This window comes from Pseudomonas sp. GM48 (assembly GCF_000282335.1).
Lineage (GTDB): Bacteria > Pseudomonadota > Gammaproteobacteria > Pseudomonadales > Pseudomonadaceae > Aquipseudomonas.
In genome coordinates this window covers 1-19,589 of sequence record NZ_AKJM01000135.1, presented here as the reverse complement: position 1 = coordinate 19,589, position 19,589 = coordinate 1, and the positions used below count along the sequence as shown (strand labels likewise).

The following is a 19,589-nucleotide window of genomic DNA, read 5'->3' as shown; positions in this document are numbered from 1 at the left end:
CTCCACAAGGCCAGACCCTCGCCGCCGATGGTACCGACCGTACTCCACAAGGCCAAACCCTCGCCGCCGATGGTACCGACCGTACTCCACAAGGCCAAACCCTCGCTGAAGGTGGTTCGGATCGCACCCCACAAGGCCAGACCCTCGCTGAAGGCGGTGGTGACCGTGTAATCGAACGCAACAGCGCCGTGAGCTAAGCCCCATGGCCGCCTTGAAAAAAAGCCCAATCCCCGGATTGGGCTTTTGACTTTTCAGCGGCCCGCTTGATAGATGCCGTACTTCCCCGCGTGATGCCCCATACAGTCGTTCGACGCCGGCAAAGCCGATTTGCTAGAGTGCGCCGCGTCCCTGTCCAGAAAACACCTTTGCGATGCTGCCCCGCGCCGAACAGAAACAACAAACCCGTAACGCCCTGATGGACGCTGCCCGGCGCTTGATGGATGGCGGCCGAGGATTCGGCAGCCTGAGCCTGCGTGAAGTAGCGAAAACCGCCGGGATCGTACCGACCGGTTTCTACCGTCATTTCGCCGATATGGATGAACTGGGCCTGGTGCTGGTCAGCGAAGTCGGCCAGACATTCCGCGAAACCATTCGCCTGGTGCGGCACAACGAATTCGTGATGGGCGGCATCATCGATGCCTCGGTGCGGATCTTTCTCGACGTGGTCAGCGCCAACCGTTCGCAGTTCCTGTTTCTCGCCCGCGAGCAGTACGGTGGCTCGCTGCCGGTGCGCAAGGCCATCGGCCGTTTGCGTGAAGACATCAGTTCGGACCTGGCGGCGGATTTGTCGCTGATGCCGAAACTGCAGCATCTGGATATCGCCGACCTGAGCGTCATGGCCGACCTGATCGTCAAAAGCGTGTTCGCCACCCTGCCGGACATCATTGATCCGCCAGCCGAGGCCTTGCCTGAGCACCTGACGCCCCAGGCCAAGATCACCCAGCAACTGCGCTTCATCTTTATCGGCCTCAAGCATTGGCAAGGGCTCGGCAGTACCGAGTAAACCTGTGGGAGCGGGCTTGCTCGCGATAGCGGTGTGTCAGTCACCTCATTGTTGAGTGTGCCGACGCCTTCGCGAGCAAGCCCGCTCCCACATTGAACCTCATCGCTTCAACTTGGTGCGCAAACCAAATGCCACGCACCAACTTCACCCAGAACCCTCATCCCGCCGACACTTTCCCTACGGTTCCGACAGGCATTTCCTACGCCCCCCCACGATTGGCAAGCCCCTTGCTCTAGCCTGAGCATTGTCCATTGCTGGAAGCCTTCCGATGCTGGTGATTCATCGCAGAATCGACCCTCAACCCGTTTGGGCCGCCGAACTGCACCTGACGTTCGAAGCCCGCAGCAAAAGCCGTTTGCGCTGTTTCAGTGCCGAGGGCGAAGACGTCGGGTTGTTTTTGCAGCGCGGCCAGCCGCCGCTGCACGACGGCGAATGCCTGCAGGCCGAAGACGGGCGAATCGTGCGTGTCTGTGCCCGCCCCGAACAGTTGCTGCACGTCACCTGCGCCAATGCCTTCGAACTGACCCGCGCGGCCTATCACCTGGGCAACCGCCATGTCGCCCTGCAAGTCGGCGACGGCTGGCTGCGCCTGCTCGACGATTACGTGCTCAAGGCCATGCTCGAACAACTCGGGGCCGATGCCTCGAACATCGAAGCGCCGTTCCAGCCGGAACATGGCGCCTACGGCGGCGGCCATCATCATTCGCGCCATGGCGATGAAGACTTCAACTACGCGCCGAAACTGCACCAGTTCGGCGTACGCCCATGAACCCGGCCTGGGCGCTGTTGCGCCTGGCCAGTCCGCAATTGCCGATTGGCGGCTACAGCTACTCCCAAGGGTTGGAGATGGCTGTGGATAATGGCCGCGTAAACGATCCAGACAGCGCACGCCGCTGGATCGGCGATCAATTGCTACTGAACCTGGCCCGCTTCGAAGCACCGTTGCTGCTCGCCCATTGCATCGCCGCCAGTGAGGACAACTGGAGCGAATTGCTGCAACGTTGCGAGGAACACCGCGCCAGTCGCGAAACCCGCGAGTTGCATCAGGAGAGCCGACAGATGGGCTACTCGCTGCAGCAATTGCTCAACGGCTTGCCGGAACTCGACGCGCCGGCTCGTGCCTTTCTCGCACAATGTAACGAGCGACATTTGGCCCTGGGTTGGGCCTTGGCCGCCCGCGCCTGGCGGATCAGCCCGCAGGACGCCCTGGCCGCGTGGCTGTGGAGCTGGCTGGAAAACCAGTTGGCGGTGCTGATGAAGACCTTGCCATTGGGTCAGCAAGCCGCCCAGCGCCTGACCAGCGAACTGTTGCCGCTGTTGCAGCAGGCCCAGCAGAACGCCAGCCACATCGACCCCGATCACTACGGCAGCGCCGCTTTCGGCCTGTCCCTGGCGTGTATGGCCCACGAGCGTCAATACAGCCGTCTGTTCCGTTCCTAGGGCCTGTTATTTTGGAGAATCACATGAACACACAACCTCTGCGTGTCGGCATCGGCGGCCCGGTCGGCTCCGGCAAAACCGCCCTGACCCTGGCCCTGTGCCTGGCCCTGCGCGAGCGCTACAACCTGGCCGTGGTGACCAACGACATCTACACCCGCGAAGACGCCGACTTCCTGGTGCGCAACGAAGCCCTGGCGCCGGAACGCATCATTGGCGTGGAGACTGGCGGCTGCCCGCACACGGCCATCCGCGAAGACGCCTCGATCAACCTCGAAGCCGTGGACCAACTCAATCGCCGATTTCCGGGGCTGGACCTGATTCTTGTGGAGTCCGGTGGCGACAACCTCTCTGCAACCTTCAGCCCGGAACTGTCCGACCTGACGATCTACGTGATCGACGTCTCGGCCGGCGACAAGCTGCCACGCAAGGGCGGCCCGGGAATCTGCAAGTCCGATCTGCTGGTGATCAACAAAATCGACCTGGCACCGCTGGTGGGTGCCTCGCTGGAGATGATGAACAGCGACACCCAGCGCATGCGCAACGGCAAGCCATTTGTCTTCAGTAACCAGAAAACCGGCCAGGGTCTGGAACAGATCATCGCCTTCATCGAACGCCAGGGCTTGCTGACCGCAGCCTGATCACAATTTGAACAAGGAAGCTTATCCATGACACTCAAACGCATTCTCGGCGCCCTGGCCCTGCTGCTGACGCCAGCCCTCGCCTTCGCCCATCCGGGGCACGGCGACAACGGCTTGATCGCCGGTATCAGCCATCCCATTGGCGGCCTCGACCACTTGCTGGCGATGCTCGCGGTCGGCCTGTGGGCCGCGCAACAACAAGGTGCCGCACGCTGGGCACTGCCGTGCACCTTCGTCGGGACCCTGCTGATTGGCGGGATGCTGGGCTTTGAAGGAATGAACCTGCCGGCACTGGAAAGCGCAATTGCGGCGTCGGTGTTGGCGTTGGGTCTGGCGGTAGCGCTGGCTGTGCGTCCACCGCTGGTGATGGCGGTGAGTGCGACGGCGTTGTTTGCGCTGTTCCATGGCGTGGCGCATGGGCTGGAACTGCCGGACATGTCGAGTCCATGGACCTATGCCGCAGGCTTTGTCGCAGCGACGGCGGTGTTGCACGCGGCGGGTTATGCGCTGGTGCGGATACTGCCGCAGGCCGCAGCACCGCTGGTTCGACTGGCGGGCGCAGCTTCGGCGGCGACCGGGGTGTGGTTGCTGGCGGGTTGATTCTCTAGCGCCCTCCACGGCCTCTTCGCGAGCAAGCCCGCTCCCACATTGGAATGCGTACACCTGTGGGAGCGGGCTTGCTCGCGAAGGCGGCCTGACAGACACCGCATCGCTCCGACCGGCCTCTCTGCTAACATGTCGCGCAATCGCCCCTGCCGTGACGACGCCAGCCAATGCCGCCTGTTTCCCGCTCCGCCTCCCAGCCTGAATTGACCGCCCTGTTCGCCTCGGTGCAACAGCACTTCCTGAACGTCATCGTGCCGCTCTGGCAAGGCCCGGGCTGGAACGCCGACATGGCGTTGCCTTATGAGGCGCTGGACGCCGAACACCAACCGCTGCCACCGCAACGTTACCGGGCCATGGCCTGTGCGCGGCAGCTGTATCTGTTTGCCAGCCTGATCGGTCAGGTGCCGGGCGCCGAAGAGCGTGCCGCCGCCTTGTTCCGCTCGTTGCAGCGGCACTTCCACGATGCCGAGCACGGTGGCTGGTTCTATAGCGTCGATGCACAAGGTGCGCCGCTGGATCAGCGCAAGGACCTCTACACCCACGCCTTCATCCTGTTCGCCTGCGCCCATTACCGGGACAAGGTCCGCGAGCCTCTGGTGGAGTCGGTACTCAACGCCTCGCTGGAAGTGCTCGCCCAGCGTTTCGCCACGGGCGACGGCCTGTACGAAGCCATCCTCGACCGCGACTGGGCATCACTGGACAGCGGCCCTTTGCAAAACCCGCTGATGCACCTGGCCGAAGCTTTCCTCGCCACGCTATCGGTGCGTGAAGACCTTGATGTGCAACACGCGCTCGTTGAGTTATGCACAGCCATGCACGTGCGTTTTATCGACCCGCAGCACGGCGTGTTGATGGAAAAGCCGCTGGGGTCTGTGGATAACTGGTTTGAACCGGGGCATCAGTTCGAGTGGTATTACTTGCTCGAGTCATCCACTCTGCTGCGTAGCTCGAAACTGCATGGTTCGCTGCAACGTGCGTTTGCCTTCACCGAGCAATTGGGCGTCGATCAACAAAGTGGCGCAGTGCGGGCCATGCTCGACCTCGAACCGGATGGCGGCGTCCGGGACGCCACGCAACGTATCTGGGCCCAGGCCGAGTACCTGCGCGCCTTGACGCTGCGTCCGGACAGCGAAGCGGATGTACTGCGTCAATTGCAGGCGTTGCAGCAGCGTTCGCTGCACGCAGGAGGCTGGTTTGAGTGCCGTGATGAGCACGGTGAAGTCAGCCGCCGCGACATGCCGTCGACCACGCCTTATCACCTGGCGACCTGTTATCGCGGGTTGGCGGAATATCTCGACTGATCTTGTGGATCACTCAGTCCACTTGCGATCCCCGGTAAAGCTGATGGTCAGCCATCGCGCTGCATCCGGCTTACCGAGCTTCGCGGAAATTTCCTCCCGCAAACTGTCCAGTTGCCCTACTCCGTCGAGCCAGTAATCCTTCGGCAATACGATGTGAATCTCGATAAAACACGCCCGACCGTGCTTCTGCACGTAGGAAATGTAGTCGTCAAAACCATGTTCAGCCTTGGCCACGTCCATCACCTGGCGCACCTTGTCGTCCAGTTGATCCGGGACAATCCCCAACACATCACGCAATGCCGGTCCGAGGATTTTGAACGCCGGAGGAAGCATGCCCAAGGCCAGCAGAATCAGGATCATCGGGTCGACATACACCGCCCACTTGTCGTAACCCTGAGTCTTGAGCAGCAGCGCGATCAGGAAACTCACCAGCAGTCCCGCCGACAGCATCGCGTCCACCAGCCAACTGATGTTGTCGAACTGGATCAGCGATGATTTGAGTGTGCGATTGTGATGGCGGACGTAGAAAAAATAAATCAGTTCAACGACGGTAAACACCGCTGCGTAGAGGATCACCAGACCAAGCTCGACCTCGCGGCCTCCACTGATGATGCCGAACACGCCGTTGAGAAAGGCATATACGGCAACCAGGAATATGAAACTGCCTTCGATCACCAGCACCATGGGCTCCAGGTGCCAGGAACCGAACTGGAAGCGCTGATTGCTTTCCTTGGCGATCAGCCGGGCGGTGATCAGCATCAAGACCTTGATGAAGGCCGCGATTAACGAAAAGAAGCCATCGAACAGGATGGATTGCGCGCCCGAAACAAAACCGGTGATGATCCCGGCGAATGTCACGGCGAGCATCAGGAAGGTCGATTGCTTGAGCAGCGTCTGCTCGCCTCGATTACTCACTGGATCTCCTCAAATACCTCTAGACCGCCGGGTACGGCGGGTTGCTTGAGGGAGGAGTCTAGCTGAAGCTTTGTGTCGCCTGAGCCGCCCCCTTCGCGAGCAAGCCCGCTCCCACATTAGACCGCGATCCAGTGTGGGAGCGGGCTTGCTCGCGAAGAACGATGACTCGGTATTAAGCCTTGCCACCACTGCGATCAATAGCAAACCCGGCCCAGGTCTGGCTCACCGGCATCAGCTCCAGGCTGTTGATGTTGATGTGCGCAGGCGCATTGAGGACCCAGAAAATGGTCTCGGCGATATCTTGCGGCTGGATTGCCTCGGCGCCGGCGTAAGTGGCGTTGTAACGCTCCTGGTCACCGGCAAAACGCACCAGCGAGAACTCGCTCTCGCACAGGCCCGGCTCGATGTTGCTGACGCGCACGCCCGTGCCTTGCAGGTCGCAACGCAGGTTCAGGGAGAATTGTTTGACGAACGCCTTGGTCGCGCCATACACGTGGCTGCCCGGATACGGATAGTTACCGGCGATGGACCCCAGGTTGACGATACCGGCGCCGCGACCATGGGCGATCAGGCGTGGCAAAAGCAGACGGGTGCTGTACATCAGGCCTTTGACGTTGGTATCGACCATGGTGTCCCAATCGTCCAGGTCGCACTTGGGTGCCGGATCGACGCCCAGGGCCAGGCCGGCGTTGTTGATCAACCCGCGCAGTTTGGCGAAGGATGGCGGCAGATTGGCAATCGCCTCTTCCATGGCCTTGCGATCACGCACATCGAGCACCAGGCCATGGACTTCGGTCTGCTTCGACAGCTCGGCGCACAGCGCATTGAGGCGCTCTTCACGACGGCCTGTCAGCACCAGTTTCCAGCCAGCCTCGGCAAAACGACGGGCACAGGCTTCACCAAAACCGGAGGTCGCGCCGGTAATAAACAGGGTGTTGGACATCGTGTTCTCCTTGCTTCGGCTGATCGCCAGCCATTGAAATAGAAAATCAGCAGGCAGCATGCCCGGCCTTGTTCGCAGCGGCAACCACCGCTCAAACTGTTCAAAAAACGTTCAATCCCGGCAAGCCCTTGACCAGCAGGACCTGCAGCCATGTGCGCGCACGTTATCCACAGGCCGGTCCACAGTCTTTGGGGGCAAGTGAAAAAGCTGCAAGCCGCTATCCACAAGGCTTTGCGCGGGGATTCAAAACTTTTTTGCTTGACCCTCAACCACCTGCTGTGTAGCCCTTGGCCATTTTCATGACTGACGGGTCAAACCAGCGATGGCGCCAAGCCAGTAACCACGGCCTTCAGCCGGGTCTTTCCAGAGTTTAATCACAGACTTATCCACAGGGTTGTCCACGCTGATTCAGCGCAGTTTCATCACGAACAAAAAGGTTGACAAAGCAGCCTGAGAGTTGAGCAAAAACACCTGATCAAAAAACAACCACACCTCTGCAAGCCACGGTTTCAAAGGCCTGCAGCCAGCTACTCCCACGTTATTCACAGCCGGCTCCACAGCAAACGGGGACAAGTCAAAACCGTGGCAAAACAACTATTTGCAGCGGCTTTATGTCGCGCTTTGCGAGCTTGGAAATATTGTTTTCCACAATTTCCCGAAAGAGCACCACGGACAGTGTGGGAGCGGGCTTGCTCGCGAAGAGGGCGTGTCAGTCACATCAATGCTGAATGAATGACCGCATTCGCGAGCAAGCCCGCTCCTACAGGGGGATTGATGGTGGATTGGAGAGACAAAAAAGCCCCGGCGATTGCGCGCCGGGGCTTGTGCATCACAACTGGAACTCAGTGTCCGCCGAGGTAGGCGTTACGCACGTCCTCGTTGACCAGCAACTCCTTGCCAGTGCCGGTCATGCGGATTTCGCCGTTGACCATCACGTACGCCCGGTCCGACAAACGCAGGGCGTGGTTGGCGTTCTGTTCCACCAGGAAGATAGTCATGCCGGTCTTGGCCAGCTCCCGCAGTGTGGCGAAGATCTGCTTCACCACAATCGGTGCCAGGCCCAGGCTCGGCTCATCCAGCAGCAACAACTTTGGCCGGCTCATCAATGCCCGGGCGATGGCGAGCATTTGCTGCTCGCCGCCAGACATGGTCATCGCCCGCTGGGTGCGCCGCTCTTCGAGCCGCGGGAACAGCTCGAACATGCGTTGCATGTCTTCCTTGGCGTACTTGTCACCAATAGGGATGGTGCCCATCAGCAGGTTCTCCTCGACAGTCATATCGGGGAACACCCGCCGCCCTTCCGGCGATTGTGCGATGCCATTGGAGGCGATGTAGTGGGACGACTTGTGGGTAATGTCCACGCCCTGATAGAGGATTTGCCCGTCGGCTGCCCGTGGCTGGCCGAAGATCGACATCAGCAGGGTCGATTTGCCGGCACCGTTGGAGCCGATCAGGCTGACGGTTTCCCCTTCCTTGATGTGCAGCGAGACTTTCTTCAGGGCCTGGATCGGCCCGTAAAACACATCCAGTTCCTTGAGTTCGAGGATGGGTTTGCTCATAGCACCACTTCCTCTTCATCGGCGCCCAGGTAGGCCGCAATCACTTTCGGATCGTTACGAATCGCATCGGGGCCGCCCTCGGCGATGACGATGCCGTGGTCCAGCACCACGATGTGATCGGAAATGCTCATTACCATGCCCATGTCGTGTTCGATCAGCACCACGGTCAGATCGTGCTCGTCGCGCAGCAGCCGGATCATCGCGCTCAGCGCTTCGGTTTCCTGAGGGTTGAGGCCGGCGGCCGGTTCGTCGAGGCAGATGATCTGCGGACGGGTGCACATGGCCCGGGCGATTTCCAGGCGGCGTTGCTGGCCGTAGGACAGCTCACCGGCCAGACGGTTGGCGCAGTCCACCAGATCCACCACTTCCAGCCAGTAGAATGCGTGATCCAGCGCATCGCTTTCGGCCTTGCGGTAGCCTTTGGTGTTGAGGATGCCGGCCAGCATGCTGCGGTTGACCCACATGTGTTGGGCCACCAGCAGGTTTTCCAGCACCGACATCTCCTTGAACAGGCGAATGTTCTGGAACGTACGCGCCAGCCCGGCACGGTTCACCAGGTGGGTGCCGCCGAACGCCTTGTAGAACAGCCGACTGGCGAACGATTTCGGCGAAACGAAATCGGTTGGTTTGAACGATTCGCCCAGCAACTTGATGACGTTGGTCTTTTGACCACGCACATTGAGTTCGATCTTGCCGCCGGAGGCCTTGTAGAACCCGGTCAGGCAGTTGAACACTGTGGTCTTGCCGGCGCCGTTGGGGCCGATCAGGGCGAAGATCGAATTGCGGTGGACTTTCAGGCTGACATCGTTCAACGCCTTGATGCCGCCGAAGTGCATCATCAGCTTTTCGACACTGAGTACGACTTCGCTCATGGCGCTACTCCTTTACGCGGGGTCACACCGGTACGGCTGATCCGAATCAGGCCACGCGGTCGCCAGATCATCATCAACACCATCAGGATGCCGAACAGCAGCACGCGGTATTCGGCGAAGCCACGCAGCAGTTCCGGAGCCACGGTCAGCACGAAAGCCGCGATGACGACGCCTATGGTCGAGCCCATGCCGCCGAGTACCACGATGGCAAGGATCAGCGCCGACTCAAAGAAAGTGAACGACGTCGGATTGACGAAGCCCTGGTAAGTGGCGAAGAACACCCCGGCCAGCCCGGCAGTCGACGCACCAATGGTGAATGCCGAGAGCTTGACCAGCACGTGGTTCAGTCCCATGGAGCGGCAGGCGATTTCGTCTTCACGCAGCGCTTCCCAGGCGCGGCCGACCGGCATGCGGGTCAGGCGATGCTTGATGTGCAGCACGGCCAGGACCACCATGAACAACACGGCGTAGATGAAGTAGTACTTCACGTCAGGGTTGTAGGCGATGCCGAAGAATTCATGGAACGGCACCCCGCCCTCTTTCGCCCTTTTTCCGAACTCGATGCCGAAGAAGGTTGGCAACGGCGCTGCCATGCCATTCGGGCCGCCGGTCAGGGACAGCCAGTTATTGAGGATCAACCGAATGATTTCACCGAAGCCCAGGGTCACGATCGCCAGGTAGTCACCGTGCAGGCGCAGCACCGGGAAGCCGAGGATGCAACCGGCCAGGCCGGCCGTGATCGCCGCCAGTGGCAATACCGTCCAGAAACCCAGCCCCAGGTACTGATAACCGAGCGCCAGGCCGTAGGCGCCGATGGCGTAGAACGCCACGTAACCCAGGTCGAGCAGGCCGGCCAGGCCGACCACAATGTTCAATCCCAGCCCCAGCAATACGTAGATCAGCCCGAGGATGACCACGCCCAGCAGGTAGGAGTTTGAGAAAAACGGGAACACCACGGCGATGACAATCATCAGCGGGATGATCCAGCGCAACCGGGATTTGTAATCAGGCGCCAGTACATGAACCCCGGAGCCGGTGGTTTCAAAGCCCTCGAGAATTCTCAGGCCCTTTGGGGTTTGCAGGAACAGGCTCAAGGCAAAACGGCCGGCCATGACAATAGCGACAATCCAGGCCACCCGGGTCGCTTCCAGGTTGAAGCCATAGCCATCGAGGACGATACCGACGATCGGGCCGAACACAATCAGGGCCACGAGGCCGGCAAGAACCGCGTCAACCAGGCTTTTTTTAAGATCGATTTTATGAGTGGTTGAAGACATCGCTTACACCTTCGACACAAGAGGACGGCCGAGCAGGCCCTGGGGCCGAAAGACCAGAACGAGAACCAGCAGCGAGAAGCTGAAGACGTCTTTGTAGTCCGAGTTGACCAGACCTGAGAACAGCGACTCGGAGATGCCGAGGATGATCCCGCCGAGCATGGCACCAGGCAGCGAGCCAATCCCGCCGAGCACCGCGGCGGTGAACGCCTTGATGCCGATGACGAAGCCTGCGTAGAAGTCGAACGTGCCGTAGTTCATGGTGATCAGCACGCCGGCCAGGGCCGCCATCGCTGCACCAATGATAAACACGTAGGAAATGATGCGGTCGGTGTTGATCCCCAGGATCGAGGCCATCTTGCGGTCTTGCTGGGTCGCGCGGCACATGCGGCCGAGCTTGGTGTACTTGATGACATAGGTCAGCAGGCCCATCCCGACAAACGCTGCGACCAGAATGAAGATCTTGGTGTAAGTGAGCTGGACGAAGCCGGACCCGACCTCTACTCGCCATGCACCGGTCAGCAGTGTCGGAACGCCTTGTTGGCGGGCACCCTGGGCGATCTGTGCATAGTTTTGCAGGATCAGCGAAATCCCGATGGCGCTGATCAGCGGTGCCAGTCGGGTGGAGTTACGCAGGGGTTTGTAGGCAACACGCTCGATGACCCAGCCATACACCGCCGTGACGACGATGGTGAAGATCAGTGTGCCGAGCATCAACAGGGGGAAGGATTCAATACCGAAGTATGCCAGCAGAGCCAGACTGATTGCCGCGAGGTAAGCGGAAATCATGTAAACCTCGCCGTGGGCGAAGTTGATCATGCCGATGATGCCATAGACCATTGTGTAGCCGATGGCGATCAGGCCATAGACCGACCCGAGGGTCAGGCCGTTGACCAGTTGCTGCAGGAAAATACCATCCATAACGCAATCTCACGCAATGAGAACCTGCACATGTGGCTGTGCGGTTCTTCTAAGGAAAATACAGATATACGTCGGAGCAATGTCAGCCACGATCAGGCTGGCCACCACCGCCCCCTGTGGGAGCTGGCTTGCCAGCGAAAGCGGTGTATCAGCCAACATTGATGTCGACTGATCTGGCGCATTCGCGAGCAAGCCCGCTCCCACAAGGGAGCTATGGGGTTCAGCCGATCGCGTCAGCCCTTACTTCTGTTTTTCCAGCTGGTGGTATTTGCCGTCCTTGTCCCACTGGTAAACCACGTAGTCGGAGACTTTCAGGTCGCCCTTGCTGTCCCAGGTCTTCTCGCCCATGACGGTCTTGACCGGATTGGCTTTCAGCCATTTGGCAGCGTCTTCGCCCTTGTTGGACTTGGCGCCGTTGAAGGCTGCTGCCAGGGTCTGGACCGAAGCGTAGGCGTACAGGGTGTAGCCTTCAGGTTCGGTACCGGCCTTGCGGAAAGCGTCTACCACGGTCTTGCTGTCTGGCAGCAGGCGTGGGTCGGCGCCGAAGGTCATCAGTACGCCATCAACGTTCTGCGGGCCACCGGCGGTGGTCACCAGTTCGTCAGTCACGATGCCGTCATCGGACATGAACTTGACGTCTTTGAGGCCTTGTTCACGCAGCTGCCGAACCAGTGGACCGGCTTCCGGGTGCAAGCCGCCGAAGTAGACCACGTCGGCACCGGCTGCACGGATCTTGGTGACGACGGCGCTGAAGTCTTTCTCGCCGCGGGTCAGACCCTCGTACAGCACCGGCTTCACGCCGCGTTTTTCCAGCTGAGCCTTGGTGGCGTCCGCCAGGCCCTGACCGTAGGTGTCCTTGTCGTGCAGTACGGCGACTTTCTTGCCCTTGAGCACGTCGACGACATAGTCGCCAGCCACGATACCTTGCTGGTCGTCACGCCCGCACATGCGGAACATGGCACTCAGGCCACGCTCGGTCACCTTGGGGTTGGTGGAACCCGGGGTGATCGTGATGATGCCGGCTTCGTCGTAGATCTCGGAGGCAGGGATGGTCGACGAGGAGCAGAAGTGACCTACCACACCAACGACTTTCTTTTCAGTCAGGTCCTTGGCGACTGTCACAGCCTGTTTCGGCTCGCAGGCGTCATCGCCTTTGACCAGTACGATTTTTTCCCCGTTCACGCCGCCCGCTGCGTTGACCGCATCGGCGGCCGCTTGTGCACCCTTCATGTACTGTTCGCCAAATGCCGCGTTGGCGCCTGTCATTGGTCCCGCTACGCCGATCTTGATGTCAGCCTGAGCAAACGCAGAAACACCCAACGCAGTTGCCACTGCGAGGGCCAGAAAGCCTTTCTTGTAAAACGTCTGGGACATGAGGTGGTGCTCCATGGTTTTTTTAATTGGCACTGCGACTTCAATGAATGCTCAGAGCAAGGGCCGTGCCATCGGTTTTTTATTCTGAAAAAAGTCGCTGCTTTCTTGTTATTTCGACTGTTTCGGGCCCATTTTCATTGGGCGTGCAACCGTCTAGACCGCGGAAGGTAAAACCATTATTTTTTTTAGGCGCAACCCGCTTGCGCCATCATTGCAACCGCGGCTTTAAACGACGTGCAACCAGCCTGTAACAACGTGCGTCACCGAAGTGCACACTGCTGGTGCGGGACTGCTACAACCCGCACCACTACAGGCTAGCTGCAGATCAAAAAAGCGCCGCTTTTCACTACGAAAATCAACATTCAGATCACGATCCGCAGGCACTGGCCTGCGTGATACAGCGAGAATCCCGCCTCATACAGACAGCTGCGTAACCCCACCCCGGCCAGTGGTTGCATGGGGGCAAAGGGGATCGGCAGCGATTGAGGATTTCCGTTACACAAGTAGTCGGCAAAGGCTTTGCCGACCACCGTACCCGTGGTCACGCCCCGCCCGTTGTAGCCAGTGACTGCCACTAAACCGGGCGCCGGTTCGAACAGGCGCATCAAATGATCGGGGGTGAAAGCGATGCAACCAGTCCAGGTGCACTCCCACTCCACTGGCTTGAGGTACGGGAAATAATGTTGCTGCACCCGGTCAGCCCAGGCCTTGAGAAACCAGGCCGGTTTCTGATTGCCATTGCCGAGACTGCCCAGCAGCAGGCGTCCGTCTTTATCCCGACGAATGCTGCTCAGGACCTGGCGGGTGTCCCAGGAACCCTGGCCGCCGGGGAGAATTTGCTGCGCAGCCTCTTCGGTCAGCGGGACCGAGGCCACTTGATAGTAATAACCGGGGAAGAAATTGCGCCGCAGCTCCGTCCAGTCGCCTTCGGTGTAGGCATTGGAGGCAATCACCACTTTCTCGGCCATGACCGAACCCTGGGCGGTTTGCACTGACCAGCGCTGGCCCTGGCGCTCGAGCCGGGTTACCGGGGAATGATCGAACAGTTGCCCCCCCAGGCCGATGGCCGCTTTGGCCAGCCCCGTGGTGTAGGCCATCGGGTTGAGCGTGCCGGCGCGGCGATCGAGCAGCGCGGCGGCGATCTTTTGGGTACCCGTCGCTTGTTCGCAAGCCTGGCCGGTCAACAACTCCACCGGCGCCCCACGGCGCTTCCACTGTTCTTCACGACTGCGCAAGTCGGCTTCGCCACGGGCGTTGTGCGCCATGTGCAGCGTGCCTTCGCGGCGCAACTGGCAATCGATGTTGTACTTATCCACAAGGCTGAACACCAGGGACGGCGCCGCACCCAGCATGCGGTTGAGCTGGCTGCCGACTTCCTTGCCGAACCCGGCTTCGATCTCGTCCGGGGGAATCCACATCCCGGCATTGACCAGCCCGACGTTGCGCCCCGAACCACCATGGCCGGCACGATGGGCCTCCAGCACACAAACGGTCTTGCCTTGCTCCAGCAGATGCACCGCCGCCGACAAACCGGTAAACCCGGCGCCGATGACGCAGACATCCACCGTGACCTCACCCTTGAGGGCCGAATTGTCCGGCCTTTGCGGCGTCAGTTTTTCCCACAGACACTCATCGCGTAACGGCATTGCCAGACTCCAACAGAAACCTAACCAACACACAAATCAGTGTGGGAGCGGGCTTGCTCGCGAATGCGTCGGCACATCCTGCATCAATGTGACTGATAAACCGCTTTCGCGAGCAAGCCCGCTCCCACAGGGGATCACTGTTCGACGGGAGAATCAGTCGAAAGTAATGCCTTGTGCCAACGGCAACTCCAGCGAGTAGTTCACGGTATTGGTCTGGCGGCGCATGTAGCCGCGCCATGCATCGGAGCCGGACTCACGACCGCCGCCGGTTTCTTTCTCGCCACCGAACGCACCACCGATTTCCGCGCCGCTCGGGCCGATGTTGACGTTGGCGATGCCGCAGTCGCTGCCCACCGCCGACATGAACTGCTCGGCTTCCCGCACGTCAGTGGTGAAGATGCACGAAGACAGGCCTTGTGGCACGGCGTTGTTCAGGCGCAGCGCTTCCTGGAAGTCGGTGTAGCCGACCACGTACAGGATCGGGGCGAAGGTTTCGTGGCAGACCACATCGCTCTGCTCCGGCATTTCGACGATGGCTGGCGACACGTAGTACGCGTTCGGGAACTGGTCTTCCAGCTGACGCTTGCCGCCGAAGACTTTGCCGCCTTCGCTCAACGCCTGCTCGAGCGAATCCTGCATGTTCTCGAAGCTTTGCTTGTCGATCAGCGGGCCGACCAGGTTGCCTTCCAGCGGATGGCCGATACGTACTTTCGAGTACGCGGCTTTCAGGCGGGTAACGATTTCTTCTTTCACCGACTCATGCGCGATCAAGCGACGCAGGGTGGTGCAGCGCTGACCGGCAGTGCCGACGGCGCTGAACAGGATTGCGCGAACGGCCATGTCCAGGTCGGCGCTTGGGCCGAGGATCATCGCGTTGTTGCCACCCAGTTCGAGAATGCTGCGGGCAAAGCGCGCAGCCACTTTCGGTGCCACTTCGCGGCCCATGCGTGTGCTGCCAGTGGCGCTGATCAACGCTACGCGCGGGTCGTCCACCAAGGCTTCGCCGGCATCGCGGCCGCCGATAACCACCTGGCACAGGTGCGCAGGTGCATCGCTGAAGTTTTTCACGACGCGATCGAACAACGCCTGGCAGGCCAGTGCGGTGAGCGGGGTCTTTTCCGACGGTTTCCACACCACCGGGTTACCGCAGACCAGCGCCAGCGTGGTGTTCCAGGCCCAGACGGCCACCGGGAAGTTGAACGCACTGATCACGCCGACGACGCCCAGCGGATGCCAGGTTTCACGCATGTGGTGGCCAGGGCGCTCGGAGGCGATGGTCAAGCCGTACAGCTGACGGGACAGGCCGACGGCGAAGTCGCAGATGTCGATCATTTCCTGAACTTCACCCAGGCCTTCCTGGGTGATCTTGCCGGCTTCCCAGGAAACCAGTTCGCCGAGGTCGGCCTTGTATTCACGCAGTACTTCACCGAATTGCCGCACCAGTTCACCACGGCGCGGTGCCGGAACCTTGCGCCACAGTTCGAACGCATGATCTGCGCGACTGATGTGCTGCTCGACTTCAGCAGCGCCTTCCCAGTTCACAGTGGCGATCTTGCTGCCATCGATTGGCGAATGCACCGGCACTTTGCCGTTCTGGTACAGGGCCGGGTTCACACCTAGACGATCAAGCAATGCGGCAACCATGGGTCACTCCTCAAGCAAAAGACAGAACATGTGCAGCCGGAAATTCACGACTGATCAGACCTGTAGTTTTAGCTGCCCGGAGGTTACTCAACAAACGACCTTTAAGAGAGATATCATTCCGTTTATTCATGCTGTGCATTGCTGGCAATAAAGAAACAAGAATCAAGGACCGCCCATGCTGAATAAACGCTACTTGCCATCGATCGCTGCGTTGCAGTGCTTTGAAGCCGTTACCCGGCACTTGAGCTTCACCCGGGCCGCCGAAGAGCTGAACCTGACCCAAAGTGCCGTGAGCAAACAGGTCGCGCAACTCGAAGAGCTGTTGCAGCATTTGCTGTTTCGTCGAGTGCGTCGACGCTTGCAGATGACGCCGGCCGGCGATCTGTACCTGGTTGAGGTGCGAAAAATCCTCACGCAGGTCGAGATGTCGACCCATTACCTGCGTTCCTACGGTGGCGAAACAGAAGTCCTGCGGGTTTCCACGCCTCCTACCTTCGGCGCACGCTGGCTGGTGCCGCGCCTGAAAGGCTGGCGCCTGCGGCACCCGTCGATCCACCTGGACCTGTGCAGCGAGCAGGAAGCCGACGACCTGCTGCAAGGTCGCAGCGACCTGGCGTTCTACTTCGGCCAGGGCTCGCGGCCTGGCACCGAATGCCTGAAGCTGTTCGGCGAAGAGCTGGTGCCGGTGTGTGCCCCAGGCAGCCTGCCGGACACGCCGTTCACCGACCCGACGCAACTGACCGACCTGGTCCTGCTGCAAAACGCTTCCCGCCCCCAGGCCTGGCATGACTGGTTCGACCACCAGGGCTACCACACCGAGCACAGCTACCACGGCCCGCGTTTCGAAACCTTTTATATGTGCATCCGCGCCGCCCAGGTTGGCTGCGGCGTGGCGCTGTTACCCCGCTTTCTGGTGGAAGAAGAACTGGCCGACGGCAAACTGGTCATTCCCTGGCAGCATGCAATGCCCAGCACCGACGCCTATTACCTTGCGTACCCGGAGCATTCGGCGGAAGTGCCCAAGGTGCGGGATTTTGTGAAGTGGATGCTGGAGCAGATCGATAGCCCCGAGGCTCCACAACATTGAGCCTTTTCACAATCCCTGTGGGAGCGGGCTTGCTCGCGAAGAGGCCAGCACATTCAAAATAAATATTGAATGGTTTGACGCCTTCGCGAGCAAGCCCGCTCCCACAGGGGGATTTGCTGCGGCTAAAAAACTGCTGGTAATCCTTGTCCCTGATATGCGCCACTAGCGCCATTGTTCAATACCGCTGCACGCTGGAGATTCCCGTTATGAGCGAGAGTGTGTTTGCCGATCGCATCGTGCAGAACCTGCTCGACACCGACTTCTACAAACTGACGATGATGCAGGCGGTGCTGCACAACTACCCCAACGTCGAAGTCGAATGGGAGTTTCGTTGCCGTAATGGCGAGGATTTACGCCCGTACCTGGCGGAGATCCGTTTCCAGATCGAGCGTCTGGCCGAACTGAGCCTGAGCGCCGATCAATTGAGTTTTCTGGAACGCATCAGCTTCCTGAAACCGGATTTTTTGCGTTTTCTCGGCTTATTTCGCTTCAACCTGCGCTACATCCACACCGGCATCGAAAACGGTGAGCTGTTCATCCGCCTGCGGGGCCCCTGGCTGCATGTGATCCTGTTCGAAGTGCCGCTGCTGGCGCTGGTCAGCGAGGTGCGCAATCGCTATCGCTACCGCGAAGTCGTGCTGGGGCAGGCCCGTGAACAGCTCTACCGCAAGTTCGACTGGCTGAGCGCCAACGCCAGCAGCGACGAATTGTCCGAGTTGCAGGTAGCCGATTTCGGCTCCCGTCGTCGTTTTTCCTACCGAGTACAGGAAGAAGTGGTGAATGTGCTCAAGCACGATTTCCCCGGACGCTTCGTCGGCACCAGCAATGTGCACCTGTCCCGGGAACTGGACATGAAACCTCTGGGCACCATGGCCCACGAATGGATCATGGCGCACCAGCAACTCGGCCCACGGCTGATCGACAGCCAGATCGCCGCACTCGATTGCTGGGTCCGCGAATACCGTGGCCTGCTGGGGATTGCCCTGACCGATTGCATCACCATGGATGCCTTCCTCGGCGATTTCGATCTGTTTTTCGCCAAGCTTTTCGACGGTTTGCGCCACGACTCGGGCGATCCGGTGCGGTGGGCGGAAAAAGCCATCGCCCACTATCACAAACTCGGCATCGACCCGATGAGCAAGACGCTGACATTCTCCGACAGCCTGACCCTGCCCAAGGCCCTGGAGATATTCCGGGCGCTGCGCGGTCGGATCAATGTCAGCTTCGGCATCGGCACCAACCTGACCTGTGATATTCCGGGTGTCGAACCGATGAGCATCGTGCTTAAAATGACCGCCTGCAACGGCCAGCCGGTGGCAAAGATCTCCGACGAGCCAGGCAAGACGCACTGCAAAGACCCGAATTTCGTCGCTTACCTGCGACACGTTTTTCAAGTACCTGCCACCCTTTCAAGTACATCAAGCAAGGAGTGAATTCATGCAAGCCGTACAGCGTGAGATTGCTGAACAGCTCAAGGTCCAGCCGCCATTCGCCGACGAAGCCGCTCTTGAGGCCGAAGTCGCCCGGCGGGTGACCTTTATTCAGGACTGCCTGGTCAATTCCGGGCTGAAAACCCTGGTGTTGGGCATCAGTGGCGGTGTCGACTCCCTGACCGCAGGCCTGCTGGCCCAACGTGCCGTCCGTGAACTGCGCCAGCGCAGCGGTGATGCCGCCTACAAATTCATCGCAGTACGCCTGCCCTACGAAACCCAGTTCGATGAGCACGACGCCCAGGCTTCGGTGGACTTCATCAAACCGGACGAACGCCACACCGTGAACATCGGCCCGGCGGTCAAATCCCTGGCCAATGAAGTGGCAGCCTTCGAAGGCAAACATGCAGTGTCGGTGGACTTCGTGCTCGGCAACACCAAGGCGCGCATGCGCATGGTCGCCCAGTACACCATCGCCGGCGCGACCCATGGCCTGGTGATCGGCACCGATCACGCGGCGGAAGCGGTGATGGGGTTCTTCACCAAGTTCGGTGACGGCGCCTGCGACCTGGCGCCACTGAGCGGCCTGGTGAAAAACCAGGTCCGTGCCATCGCCCGCAGCTTCGGCGCACCGGAGTCGCTGGTGGAGAAAGTCCCGACCGCCGACCTGGAAGACCTGTCGCCCGGCAAACCGGACGAAGCCTCCCACGGCGTGACCTACGCCGAGATCGACGCGTTCCTGCACGGCAACCCGGTGCGCGAGGAAGCGTTCAAGATCATTTGCGACACGTACAACAAGACCCATCACAAGCGTGTGATGCCGTTTGCGCCGTGATTGGTGATTGAATGAAAAAGCCCGCTGAAGTGTTGAGCTTCAGCGGGCTTTTTCTTTGGCCAAAACATGCGTCGATGCTTCTGGCCCCTTCGCGGGCAAGC

The 19,589-nt window shown here is 60.1% G+C and carries 18 protein-coding genes and 1 pseudogene; 10 read left to right on the top strand and 9 right to left on the bottom strand.

Annotation, left to right across the window (positions count from 1 at the left end; all coding sequences use genetic code 11):
* The 7 genes and pseudogenes from PMI28_RS0128900 to PMI28_RS04195 all read left to right on the top strand — a co-directional run.
* A pseudogene (locus PMI28_RS0128900) lies at positions 1 to 197 on the top strand (hypothetical protein); the annotation flags it as partial.
* Between the two features lie 173 nt (positions 198 to 370).
* Positions 371 to 1,003 carry a TetR family transcriptional regulator gene (locus tag PMI28_RS04170; RefSeq protein ID WP_007991209.1) on the top strand — a complete coding sequence of 211 codons (633 nt, stop codon included), beginning with the start codon at positions 371 to 373 and terminating at the stop codon, positions 1,001 to 1,003.
* A gap of 268 nt (positions 1,004 to 1,271) precedes the next feature.
* Complete coding sequence (gene ureE / locus PMI28_RS04175; RefSeq protein ID WP_007991207.1) at positions 1,272 to 1,772, top strand: urease accessory protein UreE; 501 nt, start codon at positions 1,272 to 1,274, stop codon at positions 1,770 to 1,772.
* A complete protein-coding gene (locus tag PMI28_RS04180; protein WP_007991205.1) occupies positions 1,769 to 2,443 on the top strand; it encodes an urease accessory protein UreF in 675 nt (224 codons plus the stop codon). Before ureE ends, PMI28_RS04180 begins: the two co-directional genes overlap by 4 nt.
* A gap of 23 nt (positions 2,444 to 2,466) precedes the next feature.
* A complete protein-coding gene (ureG, locus tag PMI28_RS04185; protein WP_007979691.1) occupies positions 2,467 to 3,081 on the top strand; it encodes an urease accessory protein UreG in 615 nt (204 codons plus the stop codon).
* 27 nt (positions 3,082 to 3,108) lie between these two features.
* Positions 3,109 to 3,681: a HupE/UreJ family protein gene (locus PMI28_RS04190; RefSeq protein WP_007991203.1), complete on the top strand. Its 573-nt coding sequence runs from the start codon at positions 3,109 to 3,111 to the stop codon at positions 3,679 to 3,681.
* A 173-nt stretch (positions 3,682 to 3,854) separates the two neighbouring features.
* Positions 3,855 to 4,988, top strand: coding sequence for an AGE family epimerase/isomerase (locus PMI28_RS04195; RefSeq protein ID WP_007991201.1), 1,134 nt, complete (start codon positions 3,855 to 3,857; stop codon positions 4,986 to 4,988).
* Positions 4,989 to 4,997: 9 nt separating this feature from the next.
* Here PMI28_RS04195 and PMI28_RS04200 read toward each other — a convergent pair whose 3' ends face one another.
* From PMI28_RS04200 to amaB, 9 genes are all read right to left on the bottom strand, one after another.
* Positions 4,998 to 5,903, bottom strand: a complete 906-nt coding sequence (locus PMI28_RS04200) for a cation diffusion facilitator family transporter (RefSeq protein WP_007991199.1) — start codon at positions 5,901 to 5,903, stop codon at positions 4,998 to 5,000.
* A 172-nt stretch (positions 5,904 to 6,075) separates the two neighbouring features.
* Positions 6,076 to 6,846 carry an SDR family oxidoreductase gene (locus PMI28_RS04205; protein ID WP_007991197.1) on the bottom strand — a complete coding sequence of 257 codons (771 nt, stop codon included), beginning with the start codon at positions 6,844 to 6,846 and terminating at the stop codon, positions 6,076 to 6,078.
* 842 nt (positions 6,847 to 7,688) lie between these two features.
* Entirely contained in the window at positions 7,689 to 8,405 is a 717-nt protein-coding gene (locus PMI28_RS04210) for an ABC transporter ATP-binding protein (RefSeq protein WP_007991194.1), read from the bottom strand.
* Positions 8,402 to 9,277, bottom strand: a complete 876-nt coding sequence (locus tag PMI28_RS04215) for an ABC transporter ATP-binding protein (RefSeq protein WP_007991192.1) — start codon at positions 9,275 to 9,277, stop codon at positions 8,402 to 8,404. Before PMI28_RS04215 ends, PMI28_RS04210 begins: the two co-directional genes overlap by 4 nt.
* A complete protein-coding gene (gene livM, locus PMI28_RS04220; RefSeq protein WP_007991190.1) occupies positions 9,274 to 10,554 on the bottom strand; it encodes a high-affinity branched-chain amino acid ABC transporter permease LivM in 1,281 nt (426 codons plus the stop codon). Before livM ends, PMI28_RS04215 begins: the two co-directional genes overlap by 4 nt.
* Positions 10,555 to 10,557: 3 nt before the next feature.
* Positions 10,558 to 11,472 (bottom strand): ABC transporter permease subunit, encoded by a 915-nt coding sequence (locus PMI28_RS04225; RefSeq protein WP_007991188.1) that lies wholly within the window; start codon positions 11,470 to 11,472, stop codon positions 10,558 to 10,560.
* Between the two features lie 240 nt (positions 11,473 to 11,712).
* Positions 11,713 to 12,846, bottom strand: a complete 1,134-nt coding sequence (locus tag PMI28_RS04230; RefSeq protein ID WP_007991185.1) for a branched-chain amino acid ABC transporter substrate-binding protein — start codon at positions 12,844 to 12,846, stop codon at positions 11,713 to 11,715.
* A gap of 362 nt (positions 12,847 to 13,208) precedes the next feature.
* Positions 13,209 to 14,492 (bottom strand): L-pipecolate oxidase, encoded by a 1,284-nt coding sequence (gene amaA, locus PMI28_RS04235; protein WP_007991184.1) that lies wholly within the window; start codon positions 14,490 to 14,492, stop codon positions 13,209 to 13,211.
* A gap of 153 nt (positions 14,493 to 14,645) precedes the next feature.
* Positions 14,646 to 16,136 carry an L-piperidine-6-carboxylate dehydrogenase gene (amaB, locus tag PMI28_RS04240; RefSeq protein WP_007991181.1) on the bottom strand — a complete coding sequence of 497 codons (1,491 nt, stop codon included), beginning with the start codon at positions 16,134 to 16,136 and terminating at the stop codon, positions 14,646 to 14,648.
* Between the two features lie 175 nt (positions 16,137 to 16,311).
* Here amaB and PMI28_RS04245 point away from each other — a divergent pair, with 175 nt between their 5' ends.
* The 3 genes from PMI28_RS04245 to nadE all read left to right on the top strand — a co-directional run bounded on the left by PMI28_RS04245 (position 16,312) and on the right by nadE (position 19,488).
* On the top strand, positions 16,312 to 17,223 hold the full coding sequence (locus PMI28_RS04245) for a LysR family transcriptional regulator (protein ID WP_007991179.1): 912 nt from the start codon (positions 16,312 to 16,314) through the stop codon (positions 17,221 to 17,223).
* A gap of 206 nt (positions 17,224 to 17,429) precedes the next feature.
* On the top strand, positions 17,430 to 18,656 hold the full coding sequence (gene pncB / locus PMI28_RS04250) for a nicotinate phosphoribosyltransferase (RefSeq protein ID WP_007991177.1): 1,227 nt from the start codon (positions 17,430 to 17,432) through the stop codon (positions 18,654 to 18,656).
* A gap of 4 nt (positions 18,657 to 18,660) precedes the next feature.
* Positions 18,661 to 19,488 (top strand): ammonia-dependent NAD(+) synthetase, encoded by an 828-nt coding sequence (nadE, locus tag PMI28_RS04255; RefSeq protein ID WP_007991175.1) that lies wholly within the window; start codon positions 18,661 to 18,663, stop codon positions 19,486 to 19,488.
* Positions 19,489 to 19,589 lie beyond the last annotated feature (101 nt).